Here is a 23,196-nt window from a genome sequence, read left to right as displayed (position 1 = left end):
GGCGGGTTCTAGCGGTCGTTGCAACACCCAGACTTTTGGGAGTTGCAACGACCGTGGTTCGTTTAAGCCGGGATTCATCCCGGCCCGTGCGATATGGGCTAGATCAGAAGAAGGCGTTTTTCGAGGTCTTTGACCGCGTGGGGAGCACGACGGCGGCCGCCAGGGAGCTGGGTTTCAATGCCGCGACATGTGCCGGCTGGGTCCGCAAGGCCGGGCTGAAGAGCCGCGGGAAAACGGGGATCGGGCCGCACCCGGGACGGGAGGAATTCTTCCGGCTGCGCGGGGCCGGTGTCGGTCGCGGGGAGGCCGCCAAGACAGTGGGCGTGCATATCCGCACGGCGCGTGACTGGGACCGCGGAATCCGAAGGTCGAACAACCGCCGCTTTTACCCGGATGGGCGGGTGATCGATTACAAACAGGGAGTGACCACATTCCACTCGCCGGACCCGGGATCCCGGCCCTCGGCCGCGGAGAAGCCCATCGGCCCCCGCTTCCTGTCGCTGCAGGAACGGGAGCTGATCCGGGACCTGTCCGCGGCCGGTACTTCCATGAGAGCGATCGCGCAGGCGATGGGAAGGGCGCCCTCGACCATCAGCCGGGAACTGGGCCGCAACAGCGATCCCCGCTTCGGTTACCTGCCCCACGGCGCACAACGGCAAGCCGCTGCCCGCCGGGCACGTCCCAAAGCGGCCAAGCTGGTCGCCGACCCGGCCCTTCGGCAGTACGTGCAGGACAAATTGGGCCTGGAGTGGTCTCCGGAGCAGATATCGCACAGGCTGGTCACGGACTTCCCCGATGACCAGGAGATGCGCGTGAGCCACGAGACGATCTACCAGAGCCTCTACCTACAGGCCCGTGGCGGACTCAAACGCGAAATCCAGGCAGCCCTCCGCTCCGGCCGTGCCCGCCGCCGGCCCCGCCAGGAACCGGGCCAACGCCAGCCCCGGTTCACAGACCCCATGGTCATGATCTCCGAACGGCCTCCCGAAATCGAGGACCGGGCCGTGCCCGGGCATTGGGAAGGCGACCTGATCACCGGGGCGCTGAACCAGTCCGCGATCGCCACCCTGGTCGAGCGCACCACCCGGTATGTGATGCTCGTGCACCTGACCGCAGACCACGGTGCCGAGGCCGTCCGGGACGGGCTGGTCGCCGCGATGAAGGACCTTCCCGCGCACCTGCGAGGATCCCTGACCTGGGACCAGGGAGCAGAAATGGCGGCCCACAAGTCGTTCAGCCTCGCCACGGACATGGACGTCTACTTCTGCGACCCGGCCAGCCCCTGGCAGCGCGGGTCGAACGAAAACACGAACGGGCTGCTGCGCCAGTACTTTCCCAAAGGCACCGACCTGTCCGTCTACGGTCCCGAAGACCTCGAGCTGGTCGCCCAGAAACTCAACGGCCGCCCACGCAAAACGCTCGGCTGGGAAACCCCAGCCGAGCGTCTGCGTGATTTACTACTACCCACCTAACCAACAGGTGTTGCAACGACCCCTAGAAACCGCCAGGGCGGCGGGGGCCTCGTCGTACTGCGGCCGGGGCTAGGAGGCCAGGGTGGCGTCCAGGGTGATCTCGATGCCGGTCAGGGCAGCGGAGACGGGGCAGCCGGTCTTGGCTTCCTCGGCCAGCCGCTGGAAATCGTCGGCGGAAATGCCGGGGACCCGCGCGGCCAGGGTGAGGTGGCTACCGGTGATCCCGGTGCCTGGCTGGAAGGTCACGTCGGCCTTGGTGTTGATCTCCTCGGCCGTGTGGCCGGCCTGGGCCAGGGCGTTGCTGAATGCCATCGAGAAGCACGCGGAGTGCGCTGCCGCAATGAGCTCCTCGGGGCTGGTCTTGCCCTCGGCGGCCTCGGCGCGCGCCTTCCAGGTGACGTCGAAGTTGCCCAGCCCGGAGCTGTCCAGCGTGGTGTTGCCGGCGCCTGTCATCAGGTCGCCATTCCATACAGTGTGTGCGGTGCGTGTTGTAGCCATGTCCACTCCTCGACGTCGTTGTGAATCAGGGGTCCGGCTGGTGCCGGAGCCTGCCGTGATCAATCCTAGGGATTCTGTGCGGCCGCCGCACGGGGGTTCCGCTGTCAGAGGATTGTGACCCGTACAGTGTCGTCATGGAACTCACCGAAGATGCGCAGGCGCCAGGGGCGCCGTCGGCGCGTATCGCCACGATCATGGTCAACGCCGTCGACGCCGGGCGGCTGGCGCAGTTCTGGGCCGACTTGTTGGGCACGGCGGTCTCCTCGCGCTTCGAGCAGTTCGTCTGGCTGGAGCCGGCCGGCCCCGGGGCCCCGCAGTTGGCCTTCCAGCAGGTCCAGGACCCCACGGAGGGCAGGCGGCGCCTGCACCTGGACATCCATGGGCCCGACCCTGCGGCGTTGCGCGCCCGCGCCGAGTCCCTCGGTGCCGGGTTCGTGGAGGGCCATGACATCGGTGACTTCCACTGGGAGGTCATGCAGGATCCCGAGGGCAACGAATTCTGCATCGCCGGCGACTGACAGGCCGGCTTAACGGCGGCAGTTAAGCGACGGCGGCGCCGCACCCCCGGCGGGGGAGCGGCGCCGTCATGGCCGGTTCAGTCAGCCTGTTACTGCCACAGGGTGGCGATCGCACCGTTGAGCAGTGCCAGGCCGCCAACGCTGTTGGCGAGGCCCTTGCTGATCGGCTCGCCCTTTTTGTACTTGCGGCGGCCAATGAAGGCCAGGACGCCGACGATCAGGGCGATGACGAGTTTGACGCCGAGCTTGGCGTAGTTGGCGTGCATGTCCAGGGCCGGGATCAGGCCTACCAAGATGATGCCCGTGATCAGCTGCAGCATCGCACCGTCGAACTGGCGCGGGTGGACGGTGGGATTCTTCATCTGGCCGATCCAGATGCCGACAATCATGGCGGCGCCGATGATGTGCAGGAAGACCATGACGTTATAGACGATGTTCATGGCATCAGTGTAGCCAGAGTCTTCTACGCACCGTAGTAGGACCCGCCGCGGCCCCGGGAGGGAACGGCAAAAACGGCGAAGGCGGCACGGGCGCCCGGTGGTTTCCCACCGGAGCCCGCACCGCCGTGGCCGTCGGTGTGCTTTTAGACCCTAGAGTCCGAGGTCGGCTTCGAAGGCTCCTTCTTCAAGGCGTGCCTTCAGCGTCTGCAGGAAGCGTCCTGCGTCGGCGCCGTCGACCAGGCGGTGATCGTACGTCAGGGAGAGGTACATCATCGACCGGATGGCCAGCGAGTCATCACCGTTCTCGTCGGCGACCACGACGGCCCGCTTGACGATCGCGCCGGTGCCGAGGATGGCAACCTGCGGCTGGTTGATGATCGGGGTGTCGAACAGGGCGCCCACCGAACCGATGTTGGTGATGCTGAAGGTGCCGCCGGAGAGCTCGTCGGGCCCGATCTTGCCGTTGCGGGTGCGGTCGGCGACGTCGGCGATCTTGCCGGCCAGGCCTGCCAGGTTCAGGTTGCCGGCATCGGAGATGACCGGAACCAGCAGGCCCTTGTCGGTGTCCACCGCAATCGCCAGGTGCTCGGCGTTGTGGTAGGTGATCTCCTGCTTGTCCTCGTCGTAGGAGGCGTTGACCTTCGGGTGCTGCTTCAGGGCCTCGGCAACAGCCTTGGCGATGAAGGGCAGGAAGGTCAGCTTGGAGCCGTTCTGGGCCTGGAAGGAGTTCTTGGCCTTGGCGCGCAGCTTGGCGACCTTGGTCATGTCGACTTCGTGGACCTGGGTCAGCTGGGTGGAGATGTCCAGCGACTCGCGCATGCGGCGGGCGATGACCTGCCGGATGCGCGGGGCCTTCTGCACGGTGCCGCGCAGCGAGGACGCTGCGCCTGCGGATGCCGCGGCTGCCGGCGCCGATGCGGCGGGGGCTGCCGCGGGTGCGGAGGCGGCCGGTGCTGCCTTTGCCTCGGCAGCTGCCAGCACGTCCTGCTTGCGGATGCGGCCGCCGACGCCGGTGCCGGTCAGGGCAGCGATGTCGACACCCTGCTGGTTGGCCAGCTTGCGGACCAGGGGAGTGACGTAGCCGGACTCTGCCGGTGCGGCAGCTGCTGCCGCAGGCGCGGGAGCTGCCGGAGCGGCGGGAGCTGCAGCCGGGGCGGCGGGCGCTGCCGGAGCAGCCGGTGCGGGAGCTTCCTGCTTGGGAGCTTCCGGTGCTGCTGCCGGTGCGGGGGCGGCCGGGGCTTCCTGCTTGGGGGCTGCTGCTGCCGGGGCGGCGGGTGCCGGTGCGGCCGGTGCCGCGGCGCCGGAACCGATGACGGCCAGGACGGAGCCGACCTCGGCCGTCTCGTCCTCGTTGACGCGGATTTCCAGGAGGGTTCCGGCAACCGGGGACGGGATTTCGGTGTCGACCTTGTCGGTGGAAACCTCGAGCAGCGGCTCGTCGACCTCTACGGTGTCGCCGATGCTCTTCAGCCAGCGGGTAACCGTGCCTTCGGTGACGCTTTCACCCAAGGCAGGCAGCGTGACGTCGTGTCCTTCACCCGCGGGAGCAGAAACGGGAGCAGCAGCCGGTGCCTCTGCGGCGGGGGCCTCGGCGGCCGGTGCCTCTTCTGCGGCGGGTGCCTCTGCGGCGGGGGCCGGAGCCTCTTCGGCGGCTGCGGCCGGGGCGGCGTCGCCGGAGCCGATGCGGACCAGCGGGGCGCCGACTTCAGCGGTCTCGTCCTCGGCGACAAGGATTTCCTCGATCACGCCGGCGATCGGAGAGGGGATCTCGGTGTCTACTTTGTCGGTGGAGACTTCGAGCAGCGGCTCGTCCACCTCTACCCGGTCACCGACCTGCTTGAGCCAGCGGGTGACGGTTCCTTCGGTGACGCTCTCACCGAGGGCGGGCAAGTTAACGGATTCAGACATGTCGTCCCCGTTCTCCTTATTGATCTTTAGTGCGGATGATTGCTGCCTTGGTTGAGCTTAGTGCACCCGGCATTTCGGGCCGGGTGCACCAAGCACAGAGTTCTTGCGGTGGTGCAGGCGGTGCTTCTAGCCGTGGAGGGGCTTGCCCGCCAGCGCCAGATGCGCCTCGCCCAGGGATTCGTTCTGGGTGGGGTGGGCGTGGACCAGCTGGGCCACGTCCTCCGGGTAGGCTTCCCAGTTCACGATCAGCTGTGCTTCACCGATCTGCTCGCCCATGCGGGCGCCGATCATGTGGACGCCGACCACGGGGCCGTCCTTCTGGCGGACCAGCTTGACCAGGCCGGACGTACCCAGGATGGAGCTTTTGCCGTTGCCGGCCAGGTTGTATTCCTGGGTCTGGATCTGGTCCTCGCCGAACTTCTCCTTGGCGGCCTTCTCGCTGTAGCCGACGGTGGCGATCTCGGGTTCGGAGTAGGTGACCTTGGGGATGTTGACGTCTTCGACGATGACCGGCTTCAGGCCGGCGATCTCTTCGGCGACGAAGATGCCCTGCTGGTAGCCGCGGTGCGCCAGCTGCACGCCGGGGACGATGTCGCCGACGGCGAAGATGTTGCCGACGCCGGTGTGCAGGCGCTCGTTGGTGATGACGAAGCCGCGGTCGATCGTGATCCCGGCCTCTTCGTAGCCGAGGTTCGCCGTGACGGGGCCGCGGCCGACGGCGACGAGCAGGAGATCGGCTTCGAACGTCTTGCCGTCCACGAGGGTGACCTTGACGCCGTCGTCGTTCTGCTCGACGCCCTGGAAGAAGACACCGGTGGAGAACTTGATGCCGCGCTTCTTGAAGGCGCGCTCAAAGGCCTTGACGATCGTGGCGTCCTCGTTCGGAACCAGCGACGGGAGGCCTTCGACGATCGTGACGTCGACGCCGAACGACTTCCAGACTGAAGCGAATTCGACGCCGATCACGCCGCCGCCCAGGATGATCGCGCTCTTGGGGATGTAATCCATGGTGAGGGCTTCGTCGGAGGTGATGACCTTGCCGCCGATTTCCAGGCCCGGCAGGGTGCGGGAGTAGGAGCCGGTCGCGAGGACAATGTTCTTGCCCTTGTACGCGGTGCCGTTCACGACGACGGTGTCGGTGCCCTGAAGCTTGCCTTCACCCTCAATGACGGTGATGCCCTTCTTGCCCTTGATCAGACCCTGCAGGCCCTTGAACTTGCCGGCAATGATGCCGTCCTTGTAAGCGTTGACAGCGGCGATGTCGATGCTGTCAAGGGTCACGTTGACGCCGTACTTGGCCGAGTCGCGGGCGTGGTCGGCCAGCTCTGCCGAGTGCAGCAGGGCCTTGGTGGGGATACAGCCGTTGTGGAGGCACGTGCCGCCGAGCTTGCCCTTTTCGATGAGGCCGACGGTGAGGCCAAGCTGGACAGCACGGAGGGCGGTGGCGTAGCCGCCGCTGCCGCCGCCGAGTACCAGGATGTCGAATTCTTGCGCAGTTGCCTGATCGGCCACTAAAACGCTCCCTCGCGTGAACGATGACACGAGAGTACGCATCATCTGGTCTTGGAACCTGCCCGCCGTGATTGTGCCGGCCGGTTCCCTTTCATTGGTGACTACTTCATTTGGTTCTGCTTCTGGGAAACAAGGTTTACCTTAGCGAACCACTAATACATGCTCCACCTTGCCATGGCGTTTGTGGAGCGCTTGTGTCCAGTGTCACGCGGCTTTGTGGCCGGGAAGGCATCGCCGCCCCGGCCACAAAGCCGCAATGCTGGCTAGACGGACTTGGCGAGGATGTCCTCGACGTAGGCCACCAGGGTGCGGACGGTGCAGCCCGTGCCCTGTTTGTGGTTGTAGCCGTAGGGGCTGCCGTTGTTGAACGACGGGCCGGCGATGTCGATGTGCGCCCACGGGATCTGTTCGCCGTCCTTGCCCTTGCCCACGAACTCGCGCAGGAAAACGGCGGCCGTCATCATGCCGCCGTGGCGTTCGCCGATGTTGGCGATGTCGGCGACCTGGGAGTCGAGGCTGGCCCGGAGTTCTTCCGGCAGCGGCATCGGCCAGACGAGCTCGCCGGCCCGGTCCGCGGCAGTCTTGATCGCGCCGGTGAGGGAGTCGGAGCCCATCACCCCGGCGGTGCGGTCGCCCAGGGCAATGAGCTGGGCGCCGGTGAGGGTTGCGACGTCGATGATGGCGTCGGGGAATTCTTGGCTGGCGGCGACGATGCCGTCGGCCATGACCAGGCGCCCCTCGGCGTCGGTGTTGAGGACCTCGACGGTCTTGCCGCCGAACATCGTCAGGACGTCCGCCGGGCGCTGGGCAGCGCCGGAGGGCATGTTCTCGGCGATGCAGAGCCACGCGGTCGCCTTGACGGGCAGCCCGAGGCCCGCGAGGGCCAGGACGGTGTTGAGAACGACGGCGGCACCCGCCATGTCGGACTTCATGTCGCCCATGCCCAGGGCCGGCTTGATGGAGATGCCGCCCGTGTCAAAGGTGATGCCCTTGCCCACGAGGGCGATCTTGGCGGTGGCCTTCGCCGGGGCGTATTCGACCTTCACGAGGCGCGGCTGCCGGGTGGAGCCCTTGCCGACGCCGAGGATACCGCCGAAGCCCTCCTTCTCGAGACGCTTCTCGTCCCAGACGGTCACCTTCACCGGCAGGCCCTTGGACAGTTCCTTGGCGGCGTCCGCGAAGGACTCGGGGTAGAGGTGGCTCGGCGGCTGGTTGACCAGCGTGCGGGTCGCGTTCACGGCCGTGCCGATCAGGGATGCCCGCTGCAGGACCGGCGCCAGCGCCTTGTCCGTGGCGAAGTCGGTGCTGATGACGACGTTCTTTACCGGATCCTTGAGCCCGTCCTTGGAGGACCGGAACTCCGTGTAGGAGTAAGCGCCCATCGCGGCGCCCTCGGCGACCGCCGCGACCTCGCCCAAGGTGGTCGTCGGCAGGGCCAGGGTGACGGTGGCGACGCCGGCCAGCTGGCGGATGGCCGAGCCGGCGGCGCGGCGCAGTGCCTCCTCGGTGAGCGGCTGCTTCGCGGACAGCTTGCCGACTCCGGCGAGCAGCAGGATGGTCGCTCCCGCCTCGGGCAGGCCAGGCAGCCGGTGAGCCTGGTCCGCCGCGCCGGTGATGCCAAGAACGCTCAGTGACTCCGCCAGGGCCTCCGCGGCCTTGGCCGTCAGCGGATTGTCGAGCAGGACCGGACCGTCCGGACCCTGTCCGACGCCGATGACGAGGGCATCGCTGGGGGACTTCTTCAAATCCCCTGCGACTGCACTAAGTTTGACTTCACTATTCTTGACCACGAGGACAGTCCTCAATTCTCTGTGATGGTTCTCGGTGATATTCGGCAGGAACTGCATGTTTGGCGCCCTGCCACGGATCCCGGGGCGCCGTCAGTGTGGGACGCAACCCGGTGTCTGCAAAACAAGCCCTGGGGCCACCACCGATCGTAGTCTCTCGACCGTGCGGAAATTCAATCGAATGAGAGCTGGAGCACACCCCGGGCAGGAATTAGCCCGGGCGCCGGGGCGTTGTATTGGTAAAGGCGTTGCCCTGCGGTGAGTGCTCTATGGCACTGGCCGGCAGGATCTGCCTGACTGGCGGATTCTGCCAGGCACCGACCGGATGCCGGAGCGCGCCCCGCTTCTCCCACCGCCGCCATCGTGAAAGGAACACGCCGTGATTGAACGGATTTCCGGCTCTTTGCTGGATCCCCAGTCGCTCTATATCCGTGATGACGCGCTGTTCTCCAGCACCGAACTGCGCGGACTCAACCTCGTCATGGGGTTCACCGGCTTCGCCGACGCCGGCCACGTGGTCCGGCAGATCACCGCCGAACTGCTGGACACGCTCGATGCAGAGATGATCGCCGAGTTCGACGCCGACCAGCTGATCGACTACCGGTCCCGGCGCCCGCAGGTCAGCTTCGTCGAGGACCACCTGCAGGACTACCAGGCACCGAGCCTGGCCCTCTACCGGCTGGTCGACGGACTGGGTAGCCCGTTCCTGCTCCTCGCGGGGTTCGAGCCGGACCTGCAATGGGAGCGCTTCGCGCGCGCCGTCGTCGGCCTCGTCGAAGAACTTGACGTCAACCTCGTCACCTGGATCCATTCGATCCCGATGCCCGTTCCCCACACCCGGCCGGTCGGTGTGACCGTGCACGGCAACCGGCCGGAGCTGATCGAGGGAATCTCCGTCTGGAAGCCCACAGTGGAGGTGCCGGCGGCGGTGGGCCACATCCTGGAGCTGCGGCTGACGGAGGCCGGCCGGAACATCGCCGGCTATGTGATCCATGTGCCGCACTACCTGGCCGAAGCCGAGTACCCCACGGCCGCCGTGGCCGGGCTCGAGTATCTGGGCGCGGCAACGTCGCTCATGCTGCCGACCGACCGTCTGCGGGAGGCGGGACGCGAGGTGGGCCGGCAGATTGCCGAGCAGATCGAGGCTTCCGAGGAGGTCCAGCAGGTGGTCTCACGGCTGGAGACCCGGTACGACGAAAAGGCCGAGGGCACGGTCCGGAGGTCGCTGCTGGCAGATGAAAACGACCAGCTCCCCAACGCCGACGCCCTTGGTGCCGCCGTCGAGGCGTACCTGGCCCGTAAAGAACCCGGCGAATAAATACTATTTATCATGAACCGGGCATAATGGGGGAGTGACCTCTCCCCGCGCCTGGCTGATCTGGATCGTTGGGATCTTCGCCTATCTCGTGGCGGTCAGCCAACGGACCTCCTTCGGGGTGGTCGGCCTGGAGGCAACGGAACGCTTCCACGCCAGTGCCGCGGAGATCTCCTTCTTCACCGTGCTGCAGCTGCTGGTTTATGCGGCGCTGCAGATTCCCGTGGGCATTCTGGTGGACCGTTTCGGCTCCCGCGCCATGCTCGCCGGCGGCGGTGTCCTCATGGGACTCGGCCAGCTTCAGCTGGCGTTTGCCGACAACATTCCCGGCGGAGTCCTGGGGCGCGTCCTGGTGGGCGCCGGTGACGCCATGACGTTTATTTCCGTAATCCGGCTTATCCCGCTCTGGTTCGCCCCGGGTCGCGTCCCCCTCCTGACGCAGCTGACCGGCATGTCCGGCCAGCTCGGCCAGCTCTTCAGCGTGGTGCCGTTCGCCATGATCCTGCACTCCGCGGGGTGGACGCCGGCTTTCCTGACGCTCGCCGCGATGTCCGGCCTCGCCGTCGTGCTGGTCCTGATCCTGCTCCAGGACCTTCCGCCAGGGCACTCCGCACCGGCACAGTCCCAGGGGCTGCGCGCCACCGGCATTTCGCTGGGTCACGCCTGGCGGCAACCCGGGACCCGGCTCGGGCTATGGAGCCACTTCACCGTCCAGTTCAGCGGCACCGTTTTTGCCATGACGTGGGGCTACCCTTTCCTGATTTCCGCCGAGGGACTGGACCGCGGCACGGTCTCGGCCCTCATGTCGCTGTACGTCGCCGGCGCCATCGCCGCCGGACCCCTCATGGGCAGATTCGTGGCCAGGCATCCGCTGCGGCGCTCCACCATGGTGCTGCTCATTTCCGGATGCACCGCTGCCGCCTGGGCCGCGGTTCTGCTGGTGCCGGGACGCGCGCCGCTCTGGCTCCTGGCCGTGCTCGTGGTGACCCTCGCCGTCGGCGGCCCCGGCTCCATGATCGGCTTCGATTTCGCCCGGACCTTCAACCCGGCCCACCGGCTCGGCACCGCCACGGGGATCGTCAACGTGGGCGGCTTCATCGCCGCGCTCGTGTCCATCTATCTGATCGGGCTGGTGCTCGACGTCCTGCATGCCACCGGATTCTCGCAGGGGGAGCTCTACGGCCTGGATCCTTTCCGCGTGGCCCTGAGCGTGCAGTTCCTGCTGCTGGCCGGGGGAGCAGGGGCCATCCTGGTGACCCGGCGGAAGGTCCGGCGCCAAATGGCGGCCCAGGGGGTCATGGTTCCGCCCCTGCTCAAGTCCCTGGCCGAGCAGCGCAGGCTGGTCGCGGAGCGCCGGCGAACGCCCTGAACCGTTTGATTGGGCTGCTTCGGGGCGGCTGCCGGCGATTGTCATCAGGTGTTCGTGCCTTCTGCGGCTAGTCATGATTGCCTATCCCCGGTCGTCTATCCACGGTCGTTTAGGCGTCGTTTATCCACATAGCGCAACCCGGGACTGTCGCCGGGGACGCGGCCGCCGCGAAGCTGGGCTTATGACAGCTCCCGATCACCTGAGAATCACCGGCCCCGAAGACATCCTGGGCTTCATCCCGCACTCCCTCGGCTATTGGCCGGAAAACAGCCTCGTGGCCATGACCTTGCAGGGCAAACGCCTTGGAGCCACCTTGCGGGTCGACCTCCCGGAGCCCGGAGGCGGCTCAGACCGGAGCGACATGCTGGCCGGTTTTGCGCGAAATGTCGTGACCTATCTCCAGGCGGACGACGCGGCTGACGGTTCGCTGCTGGCCTTCTTCACCGATGCCGATGCCGACGCCGGCACGGACACGGACAGCGCCGGCGACGGCCGTGCCTGGGCGGACCTGCTCAGAGAACTCGAGCTTGCCCTTGAGGCGGCCGGATTGCCCTTGAGGGACGCCTGGATTATCGGTCCTGAGTTCTGGCGCAACGCACACTGCAGCGATCCGGAGTGCTGTGGGATGCCCGGCCGTCCGGTCGAACAGATCAGGAACAGTAGGCTCAACGCCGAGATGGTCTACCGCGGCAGCAGCGTCGGCGCGGTCCCCGGCGCCCAGGGGGCCACCCCGGCGCCGCTGCCAGTGGACCCCGTGGTAAGCCTTGCCGAGTGCGGCTGGGCGGAGCAATTCTCCCCGCGACGGCGGGACCGGGCCCAATTCGAGCAGGTCCTCGATGTCTGGACGATCGCCATGCAGGCCGCCATTGGCCAGGAGCACCTTCCTGTCCCCGCCCCGGATGACGGGGCTACGGGAGCCGTCCCCGACGCCGGGACCACCGACGCCGGGACCACCGACGCCGGGACCACCGGCTCCGGGACGCCCGATCCCTGGACCATTGGCCGGCCTCTTCAGCTGTCACCGGAACTCGCCGGCTACCTGCGGGCCAGCCTGTGCATTCCGTCATGGCGGGACGCGGTGCTGGTGATGGCGGCCGCCGGACGCTCCGCAGCCGAACGCGGCGCCGAGGACTTCGGTATGTTCGACCCGGACCCCGGGTCCGCCGCTTTGCCCGGAATCAAACCCGCACCACGGCCCGGACCGACGCCCAGCCCCCTGCCGGGTCCAAAGCCCGGCCGCTCATCGCGCTCTGGGTCCGCTTCCCGGATGCCGCTGCCGGTGGCACCCGCCAGCGGCGGGTCTGCCGCCGGCGCTGTTCCCGGTTACGGGGAAGTCCTGCTCGGACTGGCTCCCTCGGTCCCGGACTGGACCCTGATGGTCGGGCTCGAGCGGGTCCTGGAACGGCTCGGCGGTCTTGGTGACGGGGAGGCAACGGCAGCCGCCGTGACGGCGCGGGGCTGGATCGAATGGTGCCGTGGCCGCGGCTCCTACGCCGACGCGCTCTACCGGCAGGCCTTGCAGGGCCGCCCTGGGTACAGGCTCGCGGAACTGCTGGCGGAGCTTGGCCGACGCGGCACCCTTTGCGGCTGGGCTGCCAGGCGGGAGGCAGCCTGGCAGAAGTTTGCCACGGACGCTGCATGAGGTCCTGACGCGCCGGGCGAAGCCGCCGCGATATCGTCGACCCGGCGTCGCGAAAGGCGCCCCGCCTGAAAACCGTGAGACAATGGTTGCCGAGACCCGGTTGGGTCCGTGTATCAAGTGCCCTAAATGTTCCTTGGAAACAGGGAACATTAAGGCCGCGTCAGCAGTTCTACTAAGTGGCTCTGCTGGTCGTGGTTGCACCTGATGTTGAACACGGACTTGACAGGGTCATAGTGGTGTTGCCCGTATGGTGATTCCGCAGACCGCAGCTAGAAAGGTTTTCAGTGACCCCGTCTTCCGCGAAGAAGGAACCCGCCGACCAGGCCGAATTGTCCCCTGAGGAGAAGAAGGCGGCGACCAACGCCAAGCGCGCCGCCACGCGCGCAGCCAACAAGGCTGTCAAGGACGCCGCTTCCGCAGAGGGTGGCGACACCGTATCCGGAGTCGCCAAGCCTGAGCCCAAGAAGCGCGGGCCCAAGCCCGGCGCGAAAGCCGCGGCAGAAGCCGCCGGCAACTCTGCCAGTACGTCTGACGATGACGTCGACGCCGAAGAGGATCTCGACGACATCACGCCCGACGCCGCCGAGCTCGGCGACGAAGTGGAAGGCGAGGAAGTCGCCGGCAAGGCCGCGGCCACCACCGGCTCCGGCTTCGTCTACTCCGACGCCGACGACGACGACGCTCCGGTGCAGCAGGTTATGTCTGCCGGCGCCACCGCCGACCCTGTCAAGGACTACCTGAAGCAGATCGGCAAGGTCGCCCTGCTGAATGCCGAACAGGAAGTAGACCTGGCCCTGCGGATCGAGGCCGGTCTCTTCGCTGAAGAAAAGATCGCCGCCGACGACGGCAGCATGGATCCGAAACTCAAGCGCGAGCTCGAATTCGTCATCCACGATGGCAAGCGCGCCAAGAATCACCTGCTGGAGGCCAACCTCCGCCTCGTCGTCTCGCTGGCCAAGCGCTACACCGGCCGCGGCATGCTGTTCCTGGACCTGATCCAGGAAGGCAACCTGGGCCTGATCCGTGCGGTCGAGAAGTTCGACTACACCAAGGGCTTCAAGTTCTCCACCTACGCCACCTGGTGGATCCGCCAGGCGATCACCCGCGCCATGGCTGACCAGGCCCGCACCATCCGCATCCCGGTGCACATGGTGGAAGTCATCAACAAGCTGGCCCGCGTCCAGCGCCAGATGCTGCAGGACCTCGGCCGCGAACCCACCCCGGAGGAGCTGGCCCTCGAACTCGACATGACCCCGGAAAAGGTCGTGGAGGTCCAGAAGTACGGCCGCGAGCCCATCTCGCTGCACACCCCGCTCGGCGAGGACGGTGACTCCGAATTCGGCGACCTCATCGAGGACTCCGAAGCCGTGGTTCCCGCGGATGCCGTGAGCTTCACCCTGCTGCAGGAACAGCTGCACTCGGTGCTGGACACGCTCTCCGAGCGCGAAGCCGGCGTGGTCGCAATGCGCTTCGGCCTTACCGACGGCCAGCCGAAGACTTTAGACGAAATCGGCAAGGTCTACGGTGTGACGCGTGAGCGCATCCGCCAGATCGAATCCAAGACCATGTCCAAGCTGCGGCACCCGTCGCGCTCACAGGTCCTGCGCGACTACCTGGACTAAGCGCCACTGGTCGCAGACCAGGCAAAGGTTCTCAGCAATGCGGGGTCACTTCCCGCCCGTCCTCACCGGAGGAACGGGCCGGAAGGGACCCCGCATTGCTTTTCACCGCGGCTGTCGGATGCACGGCATTGAACCGAACCGGCACCTGACGAAACGGCACTTAACGAATCAGGGCCCCTCCGGTGTGGAGGGGCCCTGATGCAGTGGACTCAGGTCGCCCGCAACCCTGTGGGGCGTCGGGCTGAATCCGGTGCGGTCTAGTCGACCGGAACCGGAGCCTTCTGGTGAAGGCGGTCAGTCTCGTCATGCCAGTCTGAACTGAGCGGCTTGAGTGTCGGTTCTACGGCGCGTGCGTGGTGGCCGCAGAAAAGAAGCTCACCGCCGGAGGCACCGAGGACAACTCGGACATATGCCTGTGCTCCGCAACGATCGCACCGGTCTGCGGCGGTCAGTGTGCGGTCCGCAACTGCTGTTGTCATGTTCGGCCTCCTTAGTAGATCGGTATACCTATATAACCAGCATTCGTGGCCAAACCATGGCACGGATGGCCTACTTTCGCTGTCCGCGTATCACGTCTCAGTAACGGCGGGTGGCCGGAGAGTCCCCGCGGGGAGTGGCAGACCATCGATCACCCCGAGTCCGACTAACCTAGGAAGAGCGTCAAATTCTGTGACTGCCGCCTGCGCACGCTGCGGTGGCCGTCCCGATCCTGTAAGGAGTTCACGACCCGTGGCACCCAGTTCTGATTACACCGCCCGGCACCTCTCCGTGCTGGAGGGCCTCGAGGCCGTCCGCAAGCGCCCGGGCATGTACATCGGCTCCACGGACTCCCGCGGACTCATGCACTGCCTCTGGGAAATCATCGACAACTCCGTCGACGAGGCCCTCGCCGGCTTCGGCCACGACATCAAGATCATCCTCCACGCGGACAACTCGGTCGAGATCCACGACGACGGCCGCGGCATCCCTGTGGACGTCGAACCGAAAACCGGGCTGACCGGCGTCGAGGTCGTCTTCACCAAACTGCACGCCGGCGGAAAGTTCGGCGGCGGCTCCTACACCGCTTCCGGCGGCCTGCACGGCGTGGGCGCCTCGGTGGTCAACGCGCTCTCGGCCCGCCTCGACGTCGAAGTGGACCGCGGCGGCAAAACCTACAAGATGTCCTTCCGCCGTGGCGAGCCGGGCCGGTTCAAGGATCCGGGCACCAAGCCGGACCCCGCGACCCTCTTCGAACCCTTCATCGACGGCTCTGTGCTCGATGTTGTGGGCAAGGCCAAGCGCGGCGTTACCGGAACCCGGATCCGCTACTGGGCGGACCGGCAGATCTTCACGCCCGACGCCAAATTCTCCTACGATGACCTCGCCGCGCGTGCCCGCCAGACCTCGTTCCTGGTCCCCGGACTGAAGCTCACGGTCCGGGACGAGCGCAGGATTGCCGGCACGCCCGGCGAATCGGGCCCGCATGAGGAGGTCTTCCACCACGACGGCGGCATCTCCGAATTTGTCGACTTCCTCGCCGCCGACCCCGCCGTCACGGATATCTGGCGCCTCCACGGTGCCGGGAAATTCAAGGAAACCGTCCCCGTCCTCGACGAAAAGGGCCACAGCCAGCTCGCGGAGGTCGAACGCGACTGTGAGGTCGACGTCGCGCTGCGCTGGGGGATCGGCTACGACAGCACCGTCCGGACCTTCGTCAACATCATTTCCACGCCCAAGGGCGGCACCCACCAGTCCGGCTTCGAGCAGGCCCTGCTCAAGACCTTCCGCAAGGCCGTGGAGACTAATGCCCGCAAGCTCAAGGCCGGCAACGACAAGATCGAAAAAGACGACATCTTCGCCGGCCTGACCGCGGTCCTGACCGTCCGGCTGGCCGAACCGCAGTTCGAGGGCCAGACGAAAGAAATCCTGGGCACCTCCGCCGTCCGGGCCATTGTGGCCAAGGTGGTGGAACAGGAGATCACCGCGAAGCTGACCTCCGCCAACCGCAACGACAAGGCCCAGTCCGCGCTGCTGCTGGAAAAGATCGTCAGCGAGATGAAGTCCCGCATCTCCGCGCGGGTCCACAAGGAAACCCAACGCCGCAAGAATGCGCTGGAAACCTCCTCGATGCCCACCAAGCTCGCCGACTGCCGCACCGACGACGTCGCCCGCTCCGAACTCTTCATCGTCGAAGGTGACTCCGCGCTCGGCACGGCCAAACTGGCGCGGTCCTCCGACTTCCAGGCGCTCCTGCCGATCCGCGGCAAAATCCTCAACGTCCAGAAAGCCTCGGTGGGCGACATGCTCTCCAACGCCGAGTGCGCTGCCCTGATCCAGGTGGTGGGGGCCGGATCCGGCCGGACGTTCGACATCAGCGCCGCCCGCTACGGCAAAGTGATCCTGATGACCGACGCCGACGTCGACGGCGCCCACATCCGGACCCTGCTCCTGACGCTCTTCTTCCGCTACATGCGCCCGATGATCGACGAGGGCCGCGTCTTCGCCGCCGTCCCGCCGCTGCACCGCGTAGAGGTGGTCAACGCCGGCCAGAAGGCCAACGAGATGATCTACACCTACTCCGAGGCTGAGCTCCACGTCCTGCTGGCGCGGCTCGCCAAGGAGGGCAAGCGCTACAAGGAGCCGATCCAGCGATACAAGGGGCTGGGCGAGATGGATGCCGAGCAGCTGGCCGAAACCACCATGGACCCGCGCCACAGGACGCTCCGCAAGGTCGGGATCGAGAACGCCAAGCAGGCCGAAGAGACTTTCGACCTCCTCATGGGCTCGGACGTGGCGCCGCGCAAGGACTTCATCATTGCCGGCGCCGCCAACCTGGACCGGGAGCGCATCGACGCCTGACGCCCCGCCCGGTGTCCCGCCTGACCTCCCGCCTGACGTCCCGCCGGCGTCCCGCCGGCGTCCCGCCGGCGGGGACGGCCCTGGCGACGGAAATCTCTGCCGTCGCGGCTGCTTCGCCGGCGTCTGGTTCTCTCAACCTTTGCCCAAGGTGCTTCCGATAGCTTCATCTCACCCATGCGGGCAAGGACGCCCGGATTGGATTCCGCAGCCGAATCCAGGAGAACCCTATGAAGCAACGCCGGAATATCCGCCGCGCGGCCATCGCCGCCTCGATCGGACTGGCGGCCAGCCTTGCGCCGCCTGCACTCGCTGACAACGGAACAAACACGGCACCCCTGCGCGCTGCCGTATCGGCAACAAACATCATGAAACACCTCGCGGCCCTTCAGGCCGTCGCGGACGCCAACGGTGGCACGCGGGCTGCCAGCACCGCGGGATACGAGGCCTCGGCCCAGTACATCGAGCGCAAGTTGTGGGCCGCCGGCTACAGCCCGGTCCGCCAGACCTTCCCCTACGAGCGCTACGACACCGTCTCGGCGTCGATGGAGCGTCTCTCGCCATCCCCACGAACCTACGCCTATGACACCCCGGACGGCTTCCTCGATATGAACTATTCCGGTTCCGGCAACGTCACGGCCCCGCTGAGCGCCGTCGACATCAACCTGGCCGGCGACCGGGCCTCCACAAGCGGCTGCGAGGCAGCCGACTTCGGCGGGTTCACGGCGGGCAACATCGCCCTGGTCCAGCGCGGCACCTGCACTTTCCGGGTCAAGGCGGACAACGCCGCCGCGGCCGGGGCGGCGGGCGTCATCATCTTCAACCAGGGCAATGTCGACCCGGCGGACGAGCGCTTTGCCCTCTTCGGCGGCACGCTGGACGCGCCCCAGGCAGGTATCCCGGTGGTCAGCACCAGCTTCGCCACCGGCGCCGAACTCGCCGGGCTGAACGGCGTCAGCATGCACCTCGCCGTGAGCTCCACCGTCACCAAGCTGACCTCGTTCAACATCCTGGCCGACACCGGCGGACGCGCGGACCGCACCGTCCTGGTGGGGGCGCATCTGGATTCCGTGCCGGAAGGGCCGGGCATCAACGACAACGGCACCGGGACAGCCGCCATCCTCGAGACGGCGATCCAGCTGAAGGCGTCGGGCCAGGCCCCCGTGAACAGGGTCCGCTTCGCCTTCTGGGGAGGGGAGGAGCCCGGACTTGTCGGCTCCGACTTCTACACATCCCAGCTGACGGCGAGCCAGATCAAGGCCCACGCGGTCAACCTCAACTTCGACATGGTCGGCTCGCCGAACTTTGTGCGGTTCGTCTACGACGGCGACGGCTCCTCCTTCGGCACGAAGGGCCCCAATGGCTCCGGGCTGGTCGAGAAGGTCTTCCTGGACTACTTCAAGTCCCAGAACCTGCCCACGGCGCCGACGCAGTTCGACGGGCGCTCGGACTACTCCGGGTTCATCAACAACGGGATTCCGGCGGGTGGCCTGTTCACCGGCGCGGAAGACCTTAAGACGGTGGCGGAAGCGGCGGTGTTCGGCGGGACACCGAACGTGGCGCATGACGCCTGCTACCACCAGGCCTGCGACACTATCGGCAACGTCAACACCACTGTGCTGGAGCAAATGGCCGACGCAATCGCCCACTCGACACTGACCTTCGCCATGACAACCTCGGCGATCAATGGCACGTCCAAGGGCAACGGGTCCGGCAACGTCGACCTCCAATTCAAGGCCAGCAAGCTGCTGAGATAGCGGCGTCGATGGCTAACCTGGCGCGAAACCGGCCGCTCCGCCGCTCCTGTGGCGGGGCGGTCCGGCGTCGGGGCCTGATGGCATGACTGGCAGGGGCCAGCCTTAGCCGAGCAGGCCGGGGACCAGCAGCAGGGCCGTCGGCACGGCCAGCAGCAGCACGCAGCAGGCCAGGACAGCGGCGCGCAGCGGTTCCGACAGCGGCGGCTGCGGCGAGAGCAGGCGGCTGACGCGCGACGCCGTCGTACCCGCCGAGCCACTGCCTCCGGTGGCGCCGGGCTGGCTGGGGTCGCCGTCGGCCCCGCCGGGCTCGCCGAATGCCAGGCGCACCGCAGGGGTGGCCGGGGACCCGCTGGCCACAATGGCAATCGCCCTGATCAGGGTCGCCTTGCTCTCCGTCTTGAGCGCGACGTCGTCGGCCAGCATCTCGATCAGGGAGTTGACCGACTCCTGCGCCAGCCTGGTGGTGGGCAGCCACGGCAGCGCCTGGCGCCACGCGGCGAAGGCCCACAGCAGGAGGTGGTGGCGCTGGCTCAGGTGGGCGTTCTCGTGAATCAGCACGGCACGCAATTCATCGGGCTCGAGGGCGGCCATGAGGCCGTCGGAGAGAACCGTCACGGACCGTGCGCCGCCGGGCAGGCAGTACGCCACGGGCGAGTCCACGTTCAGGACCATCGTCCCCGGGCCGTCGGAGGACGGTGAAGCCAGGAGGTCCAGCAGTTCGCGGTGGCGGCGGCGCTGGCGCTGGATCTTGTAGTAGGTCAGCAGCAGGGTAAATACCAGGTGCGCCGTCAACAGGGCCGCGGCCGAGAGCGCAAAGATGTGCCAGAAGCCCAGTTCCGTGGTGGGGGCGTTGTGGAAGACCATGCCAGCCAGCGCCCGCAGGCCCGAGAGCAGGTTGTCCCCGACCGGCTCGAGCCCGTAAACCAGCATGGCGCCGATCATGGACAGGCCACCGGCCAGGGCGATCGCCTGCCACAGCAGCATCGCCGTGAAGGGGGAGCGGGCCGGCCACTGGGCACGGGAAAGGAGGATAGGCACCGGCCACGCCAATGCTATCGCCAGGACCGCCAGAAAATATGAGGTCCAGAACATCGGGCGCTAGCTGCGGCCCAAAAGCTTGCGCAGGGTTTCTGCCTCGTTATCCGTGACGGAACCAATGAACCGGGCCAGGACGGCTTCGCGGTCAGGAGCGGAGCCGAGGACCTCGTGCATGAGTTCCGCGGTGTGGTCCGCCCGGCTCGAGACGGCCTGGTAGCGGTGCGGGCGGGTGCCGCGTTCGCGTTCCACCAGGCCCTTCCGCTCAAGGCGCGAGAGTACGGTCAGCACCGTGGTGACCGCGAGATCCTTGCCCACGTGTCCGGCGCTGCCGTCCTGGGGCTGGGTGCTTTGTGCGAGGAGGTCCCGCAAAGTGTTGGCCGTCGCAGCTTCTTGGCCTGCCCAGAGCAGGTCCATCACTGCCCGTTCCAGTTCACCGAGACTTGCCATTGCGTACATCCTTCTATGCCAAGCCGCGCCGGCGTCATGCTGGGAAACTGCTGGTGCCTGCCGGGGCGGTGTATGTGAATACTTCGTTTACAAATTTACCGCGTTTTGCGCATTCTTTCTACATGAAGTAGAACACGGCGGCCCGGCGTGTCGCGCCGGCGGCCGGGGTGGCGGGACAGGGACTTTCTTCCATTGCAGGCCGTGACGTGCCGTGGGAGTCTGAGTTACGGGGAAGCGCCGATGTGTTCTACACTCTGTAGAAGACTTATTTCTACGCCACGTAGAAGTTGCTCGGACCTAGCCAAAAGTAGGGACTGCCTTGGACGCCTTGGAAATCGCACGCTGGCAATTCGGAATCACCACGGTCTACCACTTCATGATGGTGCCGCTCACGATCGGCCTCGGCCTGGTGGTGGCTGTGATCCAGACGCTCTGGTACCGCACCGGCAAGCCGGAATATCTGCGCATGACCAAGTTCTGGGGCAAGCTCTTCCTGATCAACTTCATCATGGGCGTGGCCACCGGCATCGTGCAGGAGTTCCAGTTCGGCATGGCCTGGAGTGAGTACAGCCGCTTCGTCGGTGACGTCTTTGGCGCCCCGCTGGCCCTGGAAGCGCTGTTGGCGTTCTTCGTCGAGTCAACCTTCCTGGGCCTGTGGATCTTCGGCTGGAAACAGCTCAAGCCCGCCGTCCACCTGGCCTGCCTCTGGATCGCCGTCATTGGCTCCGTCTTCTCGGCCTACTTCATCATCGTGGCCAACAGTTGGATGCAGCACCCCGTCGGCGTCGAAATGGTCAACGGCCGGCCCGTCATGACCGACGCGTGGGCCGTCTTCACCAACAACACGGCCCTGGTAGCCGTGCCCCACACTCTCTTCGGCGCCCTCGCCGTCGCCGGTGGATTCCTGCTCGGCATCGCCTGGTACCACCTGTGGCGCCGCCGCCACGACGGCATCGACACCATCGGGGCCGATGGCAAGGTGAGTCCCGGCGAGGCCGCCGGCATCCTCGGCCGGGACCGCAGTGACCACACCGTGTGGATCCGCTCGCTGAGGATCGGCGCCGTCGTTGCCATGATTTCCTTCGCGGGCACCGCCGTCACCGGAGATCTGCAGGGCAAGCTCATGTTCGAGCAGCAGCCCATGAAGATGGCCGCCGCCGAGGCAGCCTGCCACGACGGCACCGGCTTCTCGGTCCTCAGCGTCGGCAACCTCGGCGCCAAGAACTGCGACGACATCGTGGCCGTGATCGAGGTTCCCGGCATCCTGTCCTTCCTGGCCAAGGGCGACTTCACCACGGAGGTCAAGGGCGTCAACAGCCTGCTGGGCGAGTACCAGGCCAAGTACGGCACCACCCTGCCGGACAACCCCATCTACGGGGACCGCGCCGGACAGCAAATCCAGTACGTGCCCGTCATGGAAGTCACCTACTGGGGCTTCCGGATGATGATCGGCTTCGGCGGCGTGGCCGCCCTCGCCGCCCTTCTGGCACTGTGGGCCACCCGCAAGGGCACCGTACCGGCCTCACGCGGCCTCATGCGCCTGGCCGTGTTCGGGATCCTGGCACCGTTTGGTGCCAACGCGGCGGGCTGGATCTTCACCGAGATGGGCCGCCAGCCGTTCGTCGTCGCCCCCAACCCGGACCCCAGCGGCATCGACCAGGTCTTCATGTTCACCGCCGCGGCCGTCTCACCGGGAGTCTCGGCCGGAGAGATCCTGACCTCCCTCGTGGTCCTGACCTCCATCTATGCTGTGCTGCTGGTGGTGGAGGTCAAGCTCCTGGTCAAGTACATCCGAGGCGGCGTGGCCTCGGCCATGCCGGAACTCGCCCACGCCCCCGTGGACGAAAACGAGGACAACACCCCCCGGGGCGGTCCCGGCAAACCCGACGACGACGTCCTGGCGTTCGCCTACTAGGCGCCCGCCCGGCAACCCGCCACCCAGCAACCCCACACGAAATATACGCAGAGGATTCTCAGCATGGAACTGCTACCCACCATCTGGTTCGTTGCCATCGCGGTGCTGTGGACGGGCTATCTCTTCCTCGAGGGCTTCGACCTCGGCGTCGGCATGCTGATGAAGGGATTCGCCCGGAACAACACGGAACGCCGCGTGCTGATCAACACGATCGGCCCGGTCTGGGACGGCAACGAAGTCTGGCTGCTGACCGCCGGCGGCGCCACCTTCGCGGCGTTCCCGCTCTGGTACGCCTCGCTGTTCTCCGCCCTGTACCTGCCACTCCTGCTGGTCCTCGTGGCGCTCATTTTCCGGGCGGTCGCCTTCGAATACCGCGGCAAGGTGGACAACCCCCGGTGGCGCGCCCGCTGGGACTGGGCCATCTCGGCAGGGTCGTTCGTCGCGGCCTTCGGCGTCGGCGCCGCACTGGCCCTGACCACCACGGGCCTGCCGCTGAACGCCAACGGCGACCGCGAGGGCGGCCCGTTTGCCTGGTTCAGCGGCTACGCCGTGCTCGGCGGGCTCGCCGTCGTCGGATTCTCCCTCCTGCACGGGCTCGGGTTCCTGGCGCTGAAGACCGACGGCGAGGTACGCCACCGGGCGCGGGCCTGGTTCGTCCGGCTGCTGCCCGTGCTGCTGCTGCCCATGGCCGGCTGGGCGGTGAGCCTCCAGCTCCTCAGCGGCGAGGCGTGGACCATCGCGGCCGTGGCCGCCGCCGTCGTCGCCGCGGTCCTGGCGTGGAATTTCGCCCGCAAGGGTGCTGAAGGCCGTGCCTTCATGTCGCTGGGTGCATTCCTCCTGCTCGGCAGCGCTTCCATCTTCGGTGCCGCCTTCCCCGTGGTCCTTCCGTCCACGCTGGATCCCGCGTTCAATCTCACCGTCTCCAACGCCTCGTCCTCGGACTACACCCTGGGCCTGATGAGCATTGTGGCCTGCATCGGGCTGCCGCTGGTCCTGGCGTACCAGGCCTGGACGTACTGGGTGTTCCGGCGCCGGGTGAGCGCGGCACACATCCCGGAGGCGCACAGCTTCCTTCCCGCGATCGCCGCCAAAGCGCTGGCACCGAAGGACTAACTTCCCTG

General features: G+C 66.8%; 18 protein-coding genes. 10 read left to right on the top strand and 8 right to left on the bottom strand.

Annotation, left to right across the window (positions count from 1 at the left end; translation table 11 throughout):
- Positions 1-422 precede the first annotated feature (422 nt).
- Positions 423-1,472, top strand: coding sequence for an IS30 family transposase (locus tag B5X90_RS13345; protein WP_143264752.1), 1,050 nt, complete (start codon positions 423-425; stop codon positions 1,470-1,472).
- A 69-nt stretch (positions 1,473-1,541) separates the two neighbouring features.
- On the opposite strand, the gene B5X90_RS13340 is transcribed toward B5X90_RS13345, so the two are convergent.
- Positions 1,542-1,970 (bottom strand): OsmC family protein, encoded by a 429-nt coding sequence (locus B5X90_RS13340; protein ID WP_026266249.1) that lies wholly within the window; start codon positions 1,968-1,970, stop codon positions 1,542-1,544.
- Positions 1,971-2,104: 134 nt separating this feature from the next.
- On the opposite strand from B5X90_RS13340, the gene B5X90_RS13335 reads away from it, so the two are divergent.
- Complete coding sequence (locus B5X90_RS13335) at positions 2,105-2,488, top strand: VOC family protein (protein ID WP_079553793.1); 384 nt, start codon at positions 2,105-2,107, stop codon at positions 2,486-2,488.
- An 89-nt stretch (positions 2,489-2,577) separates the two neighbouring features.
- Here B5X90_RS13335 and B5X90_RS13330 read toward each other — a convergent pair whose 3' ends face one another.
- The 4 genes from B5X90_RS13330 to B5X90_RS13315 form a co-directional block, all read right to left on the bottom strand.
- Positions 2,578-2,928: a hypothetical protein gene (locus B5X90_RS13330; RefSeq protein WP_079553791.1), complete on the bottom strand. Its 351-nt coding sequence runs from the start codon at positions 2,926-2,928 to the stop codon at positions 2,578-2,580.
- A gap of 150 nt (positions 2,929-3,078) precedes the next feature.
- Positions 3,079-4,836, bottom strand: a complete 1,758-nt coding sequence (gene sucB / locus B5X90_RS13325; protein ID WP_079553789.1) for a 2-oxoglutarate dehydrogenase, E2 component, dihydrolipoamide succinyltransferase — start codon at positions 4,834-4,836, stop codon at positions 3,079-3,081.
- Positions 4,837-4,962: 126 nt separating this feature from the next.
- Positions 4,963-6,348 carry a dihydrolipoyl dehydrogenase gene (gene lpdA / locus B5X90_RS13320; RefSeq protein ID WP_079553786.1) on the bottom strand — a complete coding sequence of 462 codons (1,386 nt, stop codon included), beginning with the start codon at positions 6,346-6,348 and terminating at the stop codon, positions 4,963-4,965.
- A gap of 263 nt (positions 6,349-6,611) precedes the next feature.
- Positions 6,612-8,138 (bottom strand): leucyl aminopeptidase, encoded by a 1,527-nt coding sequence (locus B5X90_RS13315; RefSeq protein WP_079553784.1) that lies wholly within the window; start codon positions 8,136-8,138, stop codon positions 6,612-6,614.
- A gap of 376 nt (positions 8,139-8,514) precedes the next feature.
- Here B5X90_RS13315 and B5X90_RS13310 point away from each other — a divergent pair, with 376 nt between their 5' ends.
- The 4 genes from B5X90_RS13310 to B5X90_RS13295 all read left to right on the top strand — a co-directional run bounded on the left by B5X90_RS13310 (position 8,515) and on the right by B5X90_RS13295 (position 14,083).
- A complete protein-coding gene (locus B5X90_RS13310; protein WP_079553781.1) occupies positions 8,515-9,453 on the top strand; it encodes a proteasome assembly chaperone family protein in 939 nt (312 codons plus the stop codon).
- 34 nt (positions 9,454-9,487) lie between these two features.
- Positions 9,488-10,819 carry an MFS transporter gene (locus tag B5X90_RS13305; RefSeq protein ID WP_079553779.1) on the top strand — a complete coding sequence of 444 codons (1,332 nt, stop codon included), beginning with the start codon at positions 9,488-9,490 and terminating at the stop codon, positions 10,817-10,819.
- Between the two features lie 181 nt (positions 10,820-11,000).
- Complete coding sequence (locus B5X90_RS13300) at positions 11,001-12,461, top strand: DUF4192 family protein (protein ID WP_079553777.1); 1,461 nt, start codon at positions 11,001-11,003, stop codon at positions 12,459-12,461.
- A gap of 284 nt (positions 12,462-12,745) precedes the next feature.
- Positions 12,746-14,083, top strand: coding sequence for an RNA polymerase sigma factor (locus tag B5X90_RS13295; RefSeq protein WP_079553775.1), 1,338 nt, complete (start codon positions 12,746-12,748; stop codon positions 14,081-14,083).
- 257 nt (positions 14,084-14,340) lie between these two features.
- On the opposite strand, the gene B5X90_RS21665 is transcribed toward B5X90_RS13295, so the two are convergent.
- A complete protein-coding gene (locus tag B5X90_RS21665) occupies positions 14,341-14,562 on the bottom strand; it encodes a DUF7455 domain-containing protein (RefSeq protein WP_026266251.1) in 222 nt (73 codons plus the stop codon).
- A 250-nt stretch (positions 14,563-14,812) separates the two neighbouring features.
- On the opposite strand from B5X90_RS21665, the gene B5X90_RS13285 reads away from it, so the two are divergent.
- Both B5X90_RS13285 and B5X90_RS13280 read left to right on the top strand, forming a co-directional pair.
- Positions 14,813-16,921 (top strand): DNA gyrase/topoisomerase IV subunit B, encoded by a 2,109-nt coding sequence (locus tag B5X90_RS13285; RefSeq protein WP_079553773.1) that lies wholly within the window; start codon positions 14,813-14,815, stop codon positions 16,919-16,921.
- A 227-nt stretch (positions 16,922-17,148) separates the two neighbouring features.
- Positions 17,149-18,675, top strand: coding sequence for a M20/M25/M40 family metallo-hydrolase (locus B5X90_RS13280; protein WP_079553771.1), 1,527 nt, complete (start codon positions 17,149-17,151; stop codon positions 18,673-18,675).
- Between the two features lie 102 nt (positions 18,676-18,777).
- Here B5X90_RS13280 and B5X90_RS13275 read toward each other — a convergent pair whose 3' ends face one another.
- Together B5X90_RS13275 and B5X90_RS13270 are read right to left on the bottom strand one after the other, a co-directional pair.
- Positions 18,778-19,767: a M56 family metallopeptidase gene (locus B5X90_RS13275; protein ID WP_079553769.1), complete on the bottom strand. Its 990-nt coding sequence runs from the start codon at positions 19,765-19,767 to the stop codon at positions 18,778-18,780.
- A gap of 6 nt (positions 19,768-19,773) precedes the next feature.
- Complete coding sequence (locus B5X90_RS13270) at positions 19,774-20,160, bottom strand: BlaI/MecI/CopY family transcriptional regulator (RefSeq protein WP_018772400.1); 387 nt, start codon at positions 20,158-20,160, stop codon at positions 19,774-19,776.
- A gap of 319 nt (positions 20,161-20,479) precedes the next feature.
- Here B5X90_RS13270 and B5X90_RS13265 point away from each other — a divergent pair, with 319 nt between their 5' ends.
- Together B5X90_RS13265 and cydB are read left to right on the top strand one after the other, a co-directional pair.
- Positions 20,480-22,075 (top strand): cytochrome ubiquinol oxidase subunit I, encoded by a 1,596-nt coding sequence (locus B5X90_RS13265; protein WP_079553767.1) that lies wholly within the window; start codon positions 20,480-20,482, stop codon positions 22,073-22,075.
- Between the two features lie 63 nt (positions 22,076-22,138).
- The gene (gene cydB, locus B5X90_RS13260) at positions 22,139-23,188 is read left to right on the top strand and encodes a cytochrome d ubiquinol oxidase subunit II (RefSeq protein ID WP_079553765.1); all 1,050 of its coding nucleotides are present in this window, start codon (positions 22,139-22,141) and stop codon (positions 23,186-23,188) included.
- Positions 23,189-23,196 lie beyond the last annotated feature (8 nt).

It is taken from the genome of Arthrobacter sp. 49Tsu3.1M3, assembly GCF_900168135.1.
Taxonomy (GTDB): Bacteria; Actinomycetota; Actinomycetes; order Actinomycetales; family Micrococcaceae; genus Arthrobacter.
This window is presented reverse-complemented; position numbering and strand designations above follow the sequence as displayed.